The organism is Nocardia puris (assembly GCF_003315035.1).
GTDB classification, from domain to species: domain Bacteria; phylum Actinomycetota; class Actinomycetes; order Mycobacteriales; family Mycobacteriaceae; genus Nocardia; species Nocardia puris.
In genome coordinates, this window is record NZ_QNRE01000011.1 from 39,559 (window position 1) to 52,134 (window position 12,576).

Sequence of the window (12,576 nt, forward strand, 5' to 3'; positions counted from 1 at the left end):
TCAGGTGTCGAGTTCGGTCGGCCGGTGGTAGCGGCCGTTGTAGTAGAGGAGGGGGGCGGCGGCGGGTTTTTCGTCGGTGTTGTCGTGGACCCGGGTGACGAGGCCGATGACGAGGGTGTGGTCGCCGATGGGGATGAGCTGGTGGACGACGGCGCGGACCCAGATGGGGGTGCCGTGCAGGACGGGTTCGCCGGTGTCCAGGGTGGTCCACAGGGATCGGTCGGTGAACCGTTCGCCCGCCGCACGGGAGAAGCGCTGGGCGATGTGGCGCTGATGTTCGCCGAGGAAGTGCACCACCACCGAGTCGGCGTCCAGCATGGCCGCCATGCTCGAGGACGTGTGCGCGATATTGAACGAGATGAGCGGTGGTTCCAGCGAGAGCGACGCGAACGAGGTGGCGGTGAACCCGATCGGACCGTCCGCGCAACTCAGCGTCACCACGGTGACGCCGGACGGATAGTGCCGCATGGACGTGCGGTACTGCTCGGCGGTGATCCCGCTCAGATCGTCGGGAACCCGGATGCCGGCCTCGGGCCTCGATGCGTCACTCACGCCTCGAACCTACGCCGGTCACGCGCGCGGCGGGCATGCCCGTTGACGTTCGTTTGACGTCCGCTCGAGAAAACCGCAGTTCATCAGGGCCGCGCTGAGAGGAATTCGACACCGCGCAAACTCACTCCACCTCGATCGGCAACCCCGCCGTGATCCGCATCAACTCCCGGAACGACGTCCGGAACAGCGTGTTCGGATGCCCGCCCGCCGCCCACACCTCGCGGTGCCGCGCCAGCGCCGTGTCCACCCAGGTGGGCAGGTTGCAGGGATGTCCGACGGGCGCGACGCCGTCGGCGGGCTGCCCGGTGACCTCGCGCACCATCTCGGTGGGCGCGGGCGAGAGGGTGCCGTCGAGCCGCTTGCCGGTCTGGTCGAGGTCGACGCGATGCACGCCGGAGACCAGCAGCAGCACCGGATCGTCGTCGAGCAGGAAGACCTGCGATTCGAGCACCGCGCCCACGTCCACGCCGAGGGCGCGCGCCGCTTCGGCGGGGGTGGGCGCCGCCGCGGGCCTGCTGACGAGGACGCCGTGATGCCCGCGCGAGATCAGCGTGTCCGCGACTCGGCAGGCGGCCGGACTCAACTGCGACCTGCGCATGAATCCAGGGTAGGACGGTTGCGGAAGATACGCCGGGACAATGGGATCGATCAGTATTCCGGCCACCCGCCTTCCGGCCCGAGCAGATCCTCGATGCGCGCCCGCGTGATTCGCGCCAGCTCGGTGACGCCGTGTTCCTCGCGGCCGGGAATCGTCTCGTGCGCAACCACATCCAGGGCGCGGTCGAGGTCGGCGCCGGAGAGCGCGAGCAGTTCCACATCGGCCTTGGCCAGCAGTGCGGCGCGATCGGCGTAGGGGCGGCCGTCCGCCATGGCCGCCGCCCAGGTGACGTTGCAGCAGCATTCGAACATGGCGTGCACGGCGCGCGAGCGGGTGAGGGAATTGAATCGGTCGAGGCCGATTCCTTGGTGCATCAGCATGGTGGTCTCCCAACCCGGAACAGCGTTTGCCGACGCGACCATGATCCGTCCGCGCACCCCCGGCGAACCAGGGGCACGCGGCGCATTTTGCACAGGATTAACGCGGGGGCCGCCACGTGACGCGCGGGTGTCGCCGACGGGCCGCGACCGGTGCCGATACGCTGTAAAAATGACTGATTGGCAGGCTTTCACCGTCGAGATCTCCGACCATGTCGCGCGCGTGACGCTGACCGGCCCCGGCAAGGGCAACGCGATGGGCCCGGACTTCTGGCGCGAGCTTCCCGAGATCTTCCGCGGCCTCGACGCCGACCCGCAGGTGCGCGCGGTGGTGCTGACCGGTTCCGGCAAGCACTTCTCCTACGGCCTGGACCTGCCCGCGATGGCGGGCACTTTCGGCCCGCTGCTGGCCGAGAAGGCGCTGGCCGCGCCGCGCACCGATTTCCTGAAGGAGATCCGCCGGATGCAGGACTCGGTCACCGCGGTAGCCGAGTGCGCCAAGCCGGTGATCGCGGCCGTCTCCGGCTGGTGCATCGGCGGCGGCCTGGATCTGATCGCCGCCGCGGACATCCGCCTGGCCAGCGCCGACGCGCTGTTCAGCCTGCGCGAGGCGAAGGTCGCCATCGTCGCCGACATCGGCTCGCTGCACCGCCTGCCCGGCATCATCGGTGAGGGTCACCTGCGCGAACTCGCCTACACCGGCAAGGACATCGACGCGGCGCGCGCGGAGAAGATCGGCCTGGTCAACGACGTGTACCCGGATCAGGAGGCGGTGCTCGCGGCCGCCGACGCGCTGGCCGCCGAGATCGCCGCCAACCCGCCGCTGGTGGTGCAGGGCGTGAAGGACGTGCTGGCGCAGAAGCAGGCGTCGGAGGTGGCCGAGGGGTTGCGGTACGTGTCGGCCTGGAACGCGGCCTTCCTGCCCTCGGAGGATCTGACCGAGGCGATTCAGGCGGTGTTCGAGAAGCGCGCCCCGGAGTTCAAGGGCAAGTAGCGCAGTCGGGCAGCGTTTGCCTCGGGCGCCTGTGGGGCGACATACTTGCGTCGCACAACTAATTGTGCGACGCAAGTAAAGGTGGCGGTGCGTGGACGACCTTCCGATCGAGGCGATCGCGATGCAGCTCACCCGTCTGGGGCGCATCCGGGAGCGCACGGCGGCGCAGATGCGCAGCGCCGACGGCGTCGAGCCCGCCGCCTACGTGGTGCTGTCGAAGTTGCTGAGCGAGGGGCCGATGCGCTCGGGCGCGCTGGCCGAGGCGGTGCATTCCGACGCGTCCACGGTGAGCAGGCAGGTCGCCCAGCTCGTGGAGCGCGGCTTGGTGCGTCGCGCGGCCGACCCGGCCGACGGCCGCGCCAGCGTGCTCGAGGTGACCGAGCACGGCCGCGCCATCGCCGCCCGCATCGGTGAGCGCCGCCGCCACAACCTCTCGCTGGTGACGGCCGATTGGCCCGAGCGCGATCGCGCGGCGTTCGCCGAACTGCTCACCCGGTTCGTGGACGACTACGAGCGCGTGCGCCCCTCGATGATCTCGCTGTTCCGCGGCCCGAACGGAACGGAGAGCGATTCGTGACGGCCCGCACCACCGAGGTCTCCGAGGGCGGCTTCACCCATCGCCAGATCCTGACCATCCTCAGTGGGCTCATGCTCGGCATGCTGCTGGCCTCGCTGGACCAGACCATCGTCGCCACCGCGATCCGCACCATCGCCGACGATCTCGACGGTTACTCCCTGCAGGCGTGGGCCACCACCGCCTACCTGATCACCGCCACCCTCACCACGCCGCTCTACGGCAAGCTCTCGGACATGTTCGGCCGCAAGCCGTTCTATCTCGCGGCCATCGCGATCTTCGTGGTGGGGTCGCTGCTGTGCACGCTGGCGCAGTCGATGTATCAGCTGGCGGTGTTCCGCGCGGTGCAGGGACTCGGCGCGGGCGGCCTGCTCTCGCTGGCGCTGACGATCCTCGGCGATATGGTCGGCGCGCGCGAACGTGCCCGCTACCAAGGGTATTTCCTCGCCGTGTTCGGCACCTCCAGCGTGCTGGGTCCGGTGCTCGGCGGCGTGCTGGCCGGCCAGGAGACGCTGCTCGGGGTGAGCGGCTGGCGCTGGGTGTTCCTGGTGAACGTGCCGCTCGGGCTGATCGCGCTGGTCGTGGTGTCGCGGGTGCTGCGGCTGCCGCACCGGCCGCGCTCCACCGACCGCGTGGACTGGTGGGGCGTGCTGGTGCTGGCGGTGGGGTTGGTGCCGCTGCTGGTCGTCGCCGAACAGGGCCGCGAATGGGGATGGGGGAGTGGGCTTTCCCTCACCTGCTACGTGATCGGAACCCTGGGCGTGCTCGGATTCGTCGCGGTGGAGCGGGGATTGGGCGGTGCGGCGCTGATTCCGTTGCGCATCTTCACCAATCGCACGTTCGCGCTCGGCGTGGTGATCGCGACCGTGGTGGGCGCGGCCATGTTCGGCGGGCTCGCGCTGCTGCCGCAGTATCTCCAGGTGGTGCGGGGCGTGTCACCGACGGTGGCCGGATTGCAGATGCTGCCGATGGTGCTCGGGATGATGACCGGGTCGGTGCTGGCCGGTCAGCTGATCGCGCGCACCGGCCGGTACCGGATCTTCCCGCTGATCGGCGCGACCATGCTGACGCTGGGGCTGTTCCTGCTGCACTTCCTGGACGCCGACAGCCCGATGTGGATGGTCGTGCTCTTCATGGCGTGCACCGGATTCGGGCTCGGCAACCTGCTGCAACCGATCACGCTGGCGTTGCAGAACGCGCTGCCGCCCGCCGATATGGGCGTGTCCACGGCGGCCTCCACCTTCTTCCGGCAGATCGGCGGCACGCTCGGCGTCGCGGTGTTCCTGTCCATCCTGTTCTCGCGGCTCTCCCCGGATATCGCGGGCGAATTGCGCTCGGCCGCCGATGATCCCGAGTTCGCCAGGGCGGTCGCCGAGGGTGCGCGCAGCGCGAACCCGGCCGACGCGGCCTTGGCCAAGGGACTGCTCACCGGCGACACCTCGGCCGCGAGTGAGGTGCTCAAGGACAGCTCCATCGTCCAGCGCCTCAGCCCGGACCTGGCCCGCCCCTTCCAGATCGGCTTCGCCGAATCCATGTCCACCGTCTTCCTCGCCGCCACCATCCTCTCCGCCCTCGCCCTGGTGCTCGTCCTGTTCTGGAAGGAGATACCCCTGCGCACCGCGGGCGGCATCGCCGCCGCCAAAGCCGAGGCGACCGAAGACGATTCGCTCCTCGACGTCGAATCCCGCCTCGTCGACCGCACCGGGCTGCTGCTCCCGGGCGGTGAGGCCGTGAGTCCGCCGGTGAACGGGCGGGCGGAGAGCGCGGAGCGGAAGGGATAGGTGCCGCGCCGCTCGAGTCGCCGCGAATCCCCCTGCCGCGGTGCACCGTAGACCGGTGTCATATGAGGTGACGGTTCGCTGTGATGCGTATCGCGTTACCTGGTCCGGTGTTTGACACTCCTTCCGCGCGCCGGGTGTACTCGGGCCTGTTGTCCGAATCGTTATCCGGCGGTGGCCGGGGTGCGGCGGGCGGCGACGCAGGGTCGGGTCGGTATCCGCCTCGGTGGCCGGTACTTCCGGCCGGGGCCGAGGAGGCGCCGAAATATGGAGGAAGGTGGGGGATTTCGCGTGTCGGGTCGCCATCGCAAAGTGGACCTCAGACGCCGCACGGCGCGGATCGCCATGGGTGCGGTACCGATGTCGATGCTGGTCGCGTACTCCGGATCGGCTCAGGCGGCGCCCGCGCCGCAGCCGGGGATCACGATTGCGGATCAGCCGGGTGCCGCTGAGGGGCAGCAGCCCGGCGTGACGCCGCTGCCACCCGGCGCGCACGCGCCCGGGAACAGCGCGCTGCCGGGACTTCTCACCGGATCGGCGCAGCCTGCGCGCGCTCAGTTCATCACTCCGCAGCCGGGCGTGACCACGCCGAGCCAGCCCGGAGACGCGCGGGACCGGCCGGCGCCCACACCGGTGCAGCCCGGCGTGACCTCGCCGCCCACGCCGGAGCCGACGCCCGTGCAACCGGGCGTCACCGCACCGGTCCCGCCACCGCAATACGTCACGCCCGAACAGGATCTGGCGGGCGAGGCGCCGGAGACCGACTTCGCCCAGTACCGGCAGGAGCCCAATCCGCCGCAGGTCGCGCCGCTGAAGGTGGGCGAGCTGCATCCGCCGGAACCGACCCCGCCGGTCGCCGTGATCGTGCCGCCGTCGGACACGTTGCGCGCCGGTGATCTGAATGTCGTCGCACCGGATTTCCTTTCCCCGCAACAGGTCCACGACATCAACTCGGTGTTCGCAGGCCCGGAAGCGCAGATCTCGCAGTTCGCGCGCTCGGTCGGCGTCGCGCCCACCCGGGCGGACTCGGTGGCCGCGGGCGCCGTCGGCGGGGCGGTGACGGGTGCGCTGATCGGATGTGGCGCCGGAGTCGCCGTCGGGGCGGCGACACTGTTCATGGCGCCCTTGATGGTGCCGGTCGGCTGTGTGCTGATGGGTACGGGCTTCAGCGCGGTCGGCGGGCTGATCGGTGCCGGTCAGGGAGGTCTGCGATGAGGCGCATCAGGCTGGCCGCGACGGCTGTGTGCGCGCTCGTCGCGGTGGGTGTCGGCGCGGGAACCGTGGCGGCCGAGCCGGTTTCGTCGCCGGGCCACACGATCGACAGCGCGACACTGGTGCACGGCAACGAGCACGGCATCGGATACACCTTGCGCTACACGGAGGGCGAATCCGTGCGAACGACCTTGGACGGCGGCGTTTTTCGAGTGGTCGAAGCCGGCGTGGTGATCGAGGACGAGGCGGGCACGGTCGTCACGACGCTGCCGCTGGTGTTCCCCGCGCGCGATCGGCTCGTCACGCTGGAGCCGATCGTCGAGGCCGACGGCAAGTCGTTGACGCTGCGCGCGATCGATGAGCCGTTCCCCGGTCAGGACACGCGCAGCGCGCAGGAGCGCTGGCATGCCGAGGCCGAGCGCGCCGCGTTCGGTGCGCTGATCGGTGCGGGCATCGGGCTCGCGATCGGCCTGTTCGGCGGGATCATCGGAATTCCGTTGTTCACCGCCGTCGGCGCCGCGATCGGATTCTTCGTCGTCGGCGGGCAGCCGCTCATCGACGCCGGCGTCGCATACTTCACCGGCCAGCCCTGATTCGGTGGGTGGAGTTCGGCGCGAATCGAATTCCTCACCCCCGCAAGCACTTCCACCTAACGTTTCACCCCACAGGGTGGGGGAAACGAACCGCGGGGGTTGGTGGCACCACCCCTAGGGTCGGCTGTTTTCCCGGCGTTTGCTTTCTACCTTGAATGAGGTCGATGACGAATCGAATTCATTCAGGAGCAGGAAATGCGTATCAAATCCATTATCGCCGCGGGTTTGCTGGCTGTGGCCGCCGTTGCCGGGGCGTCGGCGGCGGGAACCGCCGGTGCGATGGCGCCGCACCCGTCGAGCTACGAGGGCACCTACAGCGGCTACCAGGGCACCTACATCGGCACCTACGCCACGCTGGCGGCGTGCCGCGCCGACGGTGAGTCGCCCAGCACGGGCGGCTACTACTGGGAGTGCGTGGAGACCTGGGACGGCTGGGACCTCTACATCTACTACTGACCCGACGCGCACCGGGCAGGGGAGGCCGGTGCCGGACGAGAAAAGGGACGCCCGTGTCGACGGGCGTCCCTTTCTGTCGCGGGGTGGTGGCTCAGTGGCCGCCCTGCTCCTGCAAACGCTTGAACGACGCCTCGATCTCGGCCTCCGCCTCGGCGCGGCCGACCCACTCCGAACCCTTCACGAACTTGCCGGGCTCGAGGTCCTTGTACCGCTCGAAGAAGTGCTTGATGGCGGCCAGCTCGAATTCCGGGATGTCGGCCAGGTCCTGGATGTGATTCCAGCGCGGGTCGCCCGCGGGGACGCACAGCACCTTGGCGTCGCCGCCTGCCTCGTCCTCCATCTTGTACATGGCGACCGGGCGGGCCTCGACGATCACGCCGGGGAACACCGAATCGGTCAGCAGCACCAGGGCGTCGAGCGGGTCGCCGTCCTCGCCGAGCGAGTTCTCGATGTAGCCGTAGTCGGTGGGGTAGGCCATGGACGTGTAGAGGTAGCGGTCCAAGCGCACCCGGCCGGTCTCGTGATCGACCTCGTACTTGTTGCGGGAACCCTTGGGGATCTCGATCGTGACGTCGAACTCCACGCCATCTCCTTCTGTGATGCATTCGGTCGGCGTGTTCCCCCGACCCGACAGGCTGTTCGGGGGAACCGTAGCGCAACGAGGATAGTGTGGTCACCGGGGACATGGGTGCGCCAGGAGTGCGCGGCGGAGTCAGGGAGACGGCGGCAGGTGCTTGGTCGGAGCAAGAAGAATATCGGCGGATTGGCGCAACGGCGGCGCCGCAGGCTGTGGATCTGGTTCGGCGCCACCTTCGGGGTGCTGGTGATCGCGGCGGCGGCGGGCGCCGCGATCGTGCGTCCGTGGACGCCCGAGTTCCGGCACGGCGGCCTCACCATCGCCGATCCGCCCGCGCCGGTGCGGCCGTTCCCGCAGGTCTCGCCCGCGCCGGCCGCCGCGCCCGCGCCGAGTCCGGCGGGGGTGGTGGCCGCGCTCGGCCCGGCGCTGGACAGCCCCGATCTGGGCGCGTTCGCGGGCGTCATCACCGACGCGGAGAGCGGAACGACCTTGTGGAGCAAGGATTCCGACAAGGTGATGATCCCGTCCTCGACCTTGAAGCTGCTCACCACGGCCGCCGCGCTGATCGCGCTGCCCGATGATCAGCGGGTCGCCACCACGGTGGTGGAGGGGTCGGCCCCCGGTGAGCTGGTGCTCGTCGGCGGCGGCGATCCCACGCTGACCGCCCAGCCCGACGGCAAGGGCTATTACCCGGATGCGGCGTGCCTGTCGGATCTGGTGGATCAGATCCGCGCCTCCGGCCGCGCCGTGGACACCATCGTGGTGGACCTGTCGGCCTACACCGGGCCGTCGATGGCGCGCGGCTGGGAGGACATCGACATTCCCGGCGGCTCCATCGCGCCCATCGACGCGGTGATGATCGATGGCGGCCGCCTCGACCCGCTGGTGGAGTACTCGCCGCGCACCCCGACCCCCGGCCTCGACGCCGGCCGCCGCCTCGCCGCCGACCTCGGGCTCGATCCGGCGCGGGTGCGGGCGGGCACGGCCGCACCGGGCGCCGCGCAGGTGGCGAAGGTGGAGTCGGCGCCGCTGCACACCCGTCTGCACGCCATGCTGGTGCACTCCGACAACGTGCTCGCCGAGACCGTCGGCCGCGAGATCGCCCTGGCCACGGGGCACGCACCGTCGTTCTCCGGCGCGGTGGCCGCCGTCACCGCCACACTGGAGCGGGCGGGCTTCGCGATGGACGGGACGGTCATGCACGACACCAGCGGACTCTCGGTCGACGACCGGCTCTCCGCGCGGCTGCTGAACGAGATCCTCGCGACGGCCGCGCGGCCCGCGCCCGACGCCCGCACCGTCCCGGCGGGCACCGACGCGCGCCCCGCCGCCGACGACTTGGCCGCCACGCTGGCGCCGATGCTAGACAACCTGCCTGTCGCGGGCGCGACCGGCTCGCTGACCAGCAGGTACGTCACCCAGAACCGGGTCGGCGCCGGATGGGTGCGGGCCAAGACCGGAACTCTGTCGGTGTCGAGCACGTTGGCCGGGTATGTGCTCGACCGAGACGGAAGGGTGCTGACCTTCGCGCTGATGTCGAACGACAGGCCGCCGGAGGTGAGCAGGCCGGCGTTGGATGCCATCGCGGGCACGCTGCGCAACTGTGGATGCTCGTGATGGGTGGTTGAACCATGTCGGATAACCCGGTGAACGGCAACGGCGCGGTCGCCGTCGCGAAGGACGGCGCCAAGCGGCGCGGAGCCCTGACGGGCAGCGTCGACTGGCGCCTGGCCGCGCGCACCGGGGCCGCGCTGGTGCCGCCCGGCCCGAAGGCCTCGCGGTACGCCGCGCGACAGGTGGTCGAGGAGCTGGCCGAGGCGTCGGTGCGGGCGGAGGGCCCGGTCCGCGAGGTCTCCGGTCTGCTGGACGACCGGCCGGTGCCCGCGGCCCGCGTGGTGGACCGGCCGGGCTGGATCAGCGCCGCCGCCGATTCCATGGGCCACCTCACCGGCACCGACGGCGACGAGAAGCGCGGACTGCTCGCGGGCAAGCCCGCCGGGGTGCAGGCGGGCGCCATGCTGGCGTTCCTGTCCACCGCGATCCTCGGCCAGTACGACCCGTTCACCGGGCCCGACGGCACGCTGCTGCTGGTGGCGCCCAACATCATGATGGTCGAGCGCGCGCTGGGCGTGGACCCGGGCGACTTCCGGTTCTGGGTGTGCCTGCACGAGGTCACCCACCGCGTGCAGTTCTCGTCGGCGCCGTGGCTGGCCGAGTACATGCGCTCGAATGTCGACACGCTCGGCGAGATCGGTGACGAACCGATGGCCGAGATGCTGGGCCGGCTGATGAACGAGCTGCGCGAGCGGCGTTCCGGTGATGCCCCCGACGATCCGGCCTCGCGCGGGATCGTCGGCCTGCTGCGCGCGACCCAGGCCCCCGCTCAGCGCGAGGCCCTGGACCGGCTGCTCATGCTCGGCACCCTGCTGGAAGGGCACGCCGACCACGTCATGGACGCCGTCGGGCCGACCGTCATCCCCACCGTCGCCCAGATCCGCGCTGCGTTCGACAAGCGCCGCAAGCGCCCCGCCAACCCGGTCCAGCGCCTGCTGCGCGCCCTGCTCGGCGTGGACGCCAAGATCGCCCAGTACGTGCGCGGCAAGAAGTTCGTCGACCACGTCGTCGACCGCGTCGGCATGGAGCGCTTCAACGTGGTGTGGACCAACCCCGACACCCTGCCCCGCCCCGACGAGATCGAAAACCCCGACCGCTGGATCGCGCGAGTTCTGGGCTGAGCCTCACCCCAACGCTTCCACCACCACCCGCGCCGCACCCGCGACCAACTCGTCCCGGCGTGCCGCGTCCTCCTGCCCGCGATTCGACATGATCGCCACCACGATCGGGGCCGCCCCCTCCTGCGGCCACAGCAGTGCGATGTCGTTGCGCGTCCCGTAGTTCGCCGAGCCCGTCTTGTCGCCGACGATCCAGTCCTCGGGCACGCCCGCGCGAATCGTGGTGTCGCCGGTGGTGTTTCGCACGAGCAGGTCCACCAGGGTCGCGCGGCGGTCGGGTGGCAGCAGGTCGCCGAGGGTGTAGGCGCGCAGGCTGGTGGCCATGGCGCGCGGGGTGCTGGTGTCGCGCGGGTCGCCGGGGGTGTAGTCGCTCAGGTCCGGTTCCCACCGGTCGGATTCGGTCACGTTGTCGCCGATGGCGCGCAGCGCGTCCTCGAAGCCCTGCGGTCCGCCCAGTTCCGCCATGGTGAGGTTCGCGGCGGTGTTGTCGCTGTAGCGGACGGCGGCGTCGATGAGTTCCAGCAGCGTCATGCCGGTGGCGACCCGCTGTTCGGTGATCGGTGCGTGTTCCAGGAGGTCGGCTTCGGTGTAGGTGACGACGCGCTCGAGCTCCGCGAGGGTGTTGCGTTCCAGCAGCGCGCCCGCGGTGAGCGCTTTGTGGGTGGAGGCGAAGGCGAACCGGTCGTCGGCGTGGTGGGCGATCTCGCGCCCGGTGGCGGTGTCGATCGCGTAGACGCCGAGGCGGGCGTCGAATTCGGTTTCCAGGGCGGCGAATTCGGCCGCCAGGTCGAGCGCGGCCGGGGGCGCCGTGGACGACGCCGCCGTGGACGACGCCGCCGTGGGCGGCGTGGTCGGCGCGGCAGCCGGGTCCGGCCCGCCGCAGCCGGTGAGCGGGAGCAGGACCAGCAGGGCGGCACAGGCGGGGAGCGACGATCGTCTGGGCACGGGCATCCTTTCGCGTCCGGCGGCGGACGGGTGGGTCCGCGCGCCGCTCTCGTGGTTCCCGGTCGGGAGCCTCGGTGAACCTGTGTATCGGATTCGGTGGATGCCGGTGGATAACTGGCCGTAGGCTCCTGCGCATGGGCTGTGCGGTGAGAGGGACACCGGGGGCTGCGTCGCGCAGATTGCCCGAAACGCAGGCGGCGCTGGAGGTGCGCCACGCGGTGCGGGGGTGGGCGGGGGAGTACCTGGCCGGTGACGCCGTCGCGGTCGCGCTGTCGGGCGGGGCGGATTCGCTGGCGCTGACGGCGGCGGCAGTGGTCGAGATCGGACAGGTCGACGCGCTGATCGTGGACCACCGGTTGCAGCCGGGATCGGACGCGGTCGCCGCGACGGCCGCCGAGACCGCGCTCGCGCTGGGCTGCCGGTCGTCGCGCGTGCTCCCGGTGACGGTCGGCACCGACGGCGGCCTCGAGGCCGCTGCCCGCGCGGCCCGCTACGAAGCCCTCGACGCCGCCCGCGGCGACCTGCCTGTCCTGCTCGGGCACACCCTCGACGACCAGGCCGAAACCGTGCTGCTGGGACTGGCCCGCGGTTCCGGCGGACGCTCGATCCAAGGCATGGCCGCCCACAACGCGCCGTGGGGCCGCCCGCTGCTCGGCGTGCGCGGGCACACCACCCGCGCTCTCTGCGCCGACCTCGGCCTCACCCCGCACGAGGACCCGCACAACAGCGCGGCGGAATTCACCAGGGTCCGGCTGCGCACCGAGGTGCTGCCGCTGCTCGAGGACGTGCTCGGCGGCGGGGCCGCGGCGGCGCTGGCCCGCACCGCCGACCACCTGCGCGAGGACGGCGCCCTGCTCGACGCCCTCGCCGCCGACCTGCTCGACGCCGCCCGCCTGCCCGGTGATGGGCGCGCACTGGACGTCGAGACGCTCGCCACTGCCCCCGCCGCCCTGCGCAGGCGGGCGGTGCGCGCCTGGCTGCTGGAATGCGGCGCGAAGGCCCTGACGGACAGGCATTTACGGGGCGTGGACGCGCTGCTCACCGCGTGGCGCGGCCAGGGCGGCGTGGCCGTCGGCGGCGCAGCGCCGGGCACCAGGTTGGTCGCCGCGCGCCAACGTGGCACGCTGACACTGCGTGAGCAGCGGCGGGAGCGATCGTGACCGGCGGACAGCACAGAGAAGGGACCCC

General features: G+C 71.1%; 14 protein-coding genes. 9 read left to right on the forward strand and 5 right to left on the reverse strand.

Annotated elements, in window-relative coordinates:
• The 3 genes from DFR74_RS23940 to DFR74_RS23950 form a co-directional block, all read right to left on the reverse strand.
• Entirely contained in the window at positions 1-552 is a 552-nt protein-coding gene (locus tag DFR74_RS23940) for a flavin reductase family protein (RefSeq protein ID WP_067513258.1), read from the reverse strand.
• 121 nt (positions 553-673) lie between these two features.
• On the reverse strand, positions 674-1,150 hold the full coding sequence (locus DFR74_RS23945) for a YbaK/EbsC family protein (protein WP_067513314.1): 477 nt from the start codon (positions 1,148-1,150) through the stop codon (positions 674-676).
• A 50-nt stretch (positions 1,151-1,200) separates the two neighbouring features.
• A complete protein-coding gene (locus DFR74_RS23950) occupies positions 1,201-1,530 on the reverse strand; it encodes a 2-oxo-4-hydroxy-4-carboxy-5-ureidoimidazoline decarboxylase (RefSeq protein ID WP_067513260.1) in 330 nt (109 codons plus the stop codon).
• Between the two features lie 169 nt (positions 1,531-1,699).
• Here DFR74_RS23950 and DFR74_RS23955 point away from each other — a divergent pair, with 169 nt between their 5' ends.
• The 6 genes from DFR74_RS23955 to DFR74_RS23980 all read left to right on the forward strand — a co-directional run bounded on the left by DFR74_RS23955 (position 1,700) and on the right by DFR74_RS23980 (position 7,134).
• On the forward strand, positions 1,700-2,521 hold the full coding sequence (locus DFR74_RS23955; protein WP_067513262.1) for a crotonase/enoyl-CoA hydratase family protein: 822 nt from the start codon (positions 1,700-1,702) through the stop codon (positions 2,519-2,521).
• 91 nt (positions 2,522-2,612) lie between these two features.
• Positions 2,613-3,098, forward strand: coding sequence for a MarR family winged helix-turn-helix transcriptional regulator (locus DFR74_RS23960; RefSeq protein ID WP_232331882.1), 486 nt, complete (start codon positions 2,613-2,615; stop codon positions 3,096-3,098).
• On the forward strand, positions 3,095-4,876 hold the full coding sequence (locus tag DFR74_RS23965; RefSeq protein WP_067513264.1) for an MDR family MFS transporter: 1,782 nt from the start codon (positions 3,095-3,097) through the stop codon (positions 4,874-4,876). The genes DFR74_RS23960 and DFR74_RS23965 overlap by 4 nt, the downstream gene beginning before the upstream one ends.
• A 342-nt stretch (positions 4,877-5,218) precedes the next feature.
• Positions 5,219-6,088, forward strand: a complete 870-nt coding sequence (locus DFR74_RS23970) for a hypothetical protein (RefSeq protein ID WP_147265904.1) — start codon at positions 5,219-5,221, stop codon at positions 6,086-6,088.
• Entirely contained in the window at positions 6,085-6,678 is a 594-nt protein-coding gene (locus DFR74_RS23975) for a hypothetical protein (RefSeq protein ID WP_067513268.1), read from the forward strand. Before DFR74_RS23970 ends, DFR74_RS23975 begins: the two co-directional genes overlap by 4 nt.
• A 195-nt stretch (positions 6,679-6,873) precedes the next feature.
• Positions 6,874-7,134, forward strand: coding sequence for a hypothetical protein (locus DFR74_RS23980; protein ID WP_067513271.1), 261 nt, complete (start codon positions 6,874-6,876; stop codon positions 7,132-7,134).
• Between the two features lie 91 nt (positions 7,135-7,225).
• On the opposite strand, the gene DFR74_RS23985 is transcribed toward DFR74_RS23980, so the two are convergent.
• On the reverse strand, positions 7,226-7,717 hold the full coding sequence (locus tag DFR74_RS23985) for an inorganic diphosphatase (RefSeq protein WP_067513273.1): 492 nt from the start codon (positions 7,715-7,717) through the stop codon (positions 7,226-7,228).
• A gap of 147 nt (positions 7,718-7,864) precedes the next feature.
• Between DFR74_RS23985 and DFR74_RS23990 the strand changes: the two genes are divergently transcribed.
• Positions 7,865-9,328 (forward strand): D-alanyl-D-alanine carboxypeptidase/D-alanyl-D-alanine-endopeptidase, encoded by a 1,464-nt coding sequence (locus tag DFR74_RS23990; protein ID WP_067513275.1) that lies wholly within the window; start codon positions 7,865-7,867, stop codon positions 9,326-9,328.
• Positions 9,329-9,342: 14 nt separating this feature from the next.
• Complete coding sequence (locus DFR74_RS23995; RefSeq protein WP_067513277.1) at positions 9,343-10,446, forward strand: zinc-dependent metalloprotease; 1,104 nt, start codon at positions 9,343-9,345, stop codon at positions 10,444-10,446.
• 3 nt (positions 10,447-10,449) lie between these two features.
• Here the strand turns inward: DFR74_RS23995 and bla are convergent, their stop codons facing one another.
• Positions 10,450-11,388: a class A beta-lactamase gene (bla, locus tag DFR74_RS24000; RefSeq protein WP_198161883.1), complete on the reverse strand. Its 939-nt coding sequence runs from the start codon at positions 11,386-11,388 to the stop codon at positions 10,450-10,452.
• 134 nt (positions 11,389-11,522) lie between these two features.
• On the opposite strand from bla, the gene tilS reads away from it, so the two are divergent.
• Positions 11,523-12,548: a tRNA lysidine(34) synthetase TilS gene (gene tilS, locus DFR74_RS24005; protein WP_067513279.1), complete on the forward strand. Its 1,026-nt coding sequence runs from the start codon at positions 11,523-11,525 to the stop codon at positions 12,546-12,548.
• Positions 12,549-12,576 lie beyond the last annotated feature (28 nt).

Coding starts and splice junctions, on each gene's coding strand:
- DFR74_RS23945 (WP_067513314.1), bottom strand. CDS start 1,150: ATGCGCAGGTCGCAGTTGAGTCCGGCCGCCTGCCGAGTCGCGGACACG.
- DFR74_RS23950 (WP_067513260.1), bottom strand. CDS start 1,530: ATGCTGATGCACCAAGGAATCGGCCTCGACCGATTCAATTCCCTCACC.
- DFR74_RS23955 (WP_067513262.1), top strand. CDS start 1,700: ATGACTGATTGGCAGGCTTTCACCGTCGAGATCTCCGACCATGTCGCG.
- DFR74_RS23970 (WP_147265904.1), top strand. CDS start 5,219: ATGGGTGCGGTACCGATGTCGATGCTGGTCGCGTACTCCGGATCGGCT.
- DFR74_RS23975 (WP_067513268.1), top strand. CDS start 6,085: ATGAGGCGCATCAGGCTGGCCGCGACGGCTGTGTGCGCGCTCGTCGCG.
- DFR74_RS23980 (WP_067513271.1), top strand. CDS start 6,874: ATGCGTATCAAATCCATTATCGCCGCGGGTTTGCTGGCTGTGGCCGCC.
- DFR74_RS23995 (WP_067513277.1), top strand. CDS start 9,343: ATGTCGGATAACCCGGTGAACGGCAACGGCGCGGTCGCCGTCGCGAAG.
- tilS (WP_067513279.1), top strand. CDS start 11,523: ATGGGCTGTGCGGTGAGAGGGACACCGGGGGCTGCGTCGCGCAGATTG.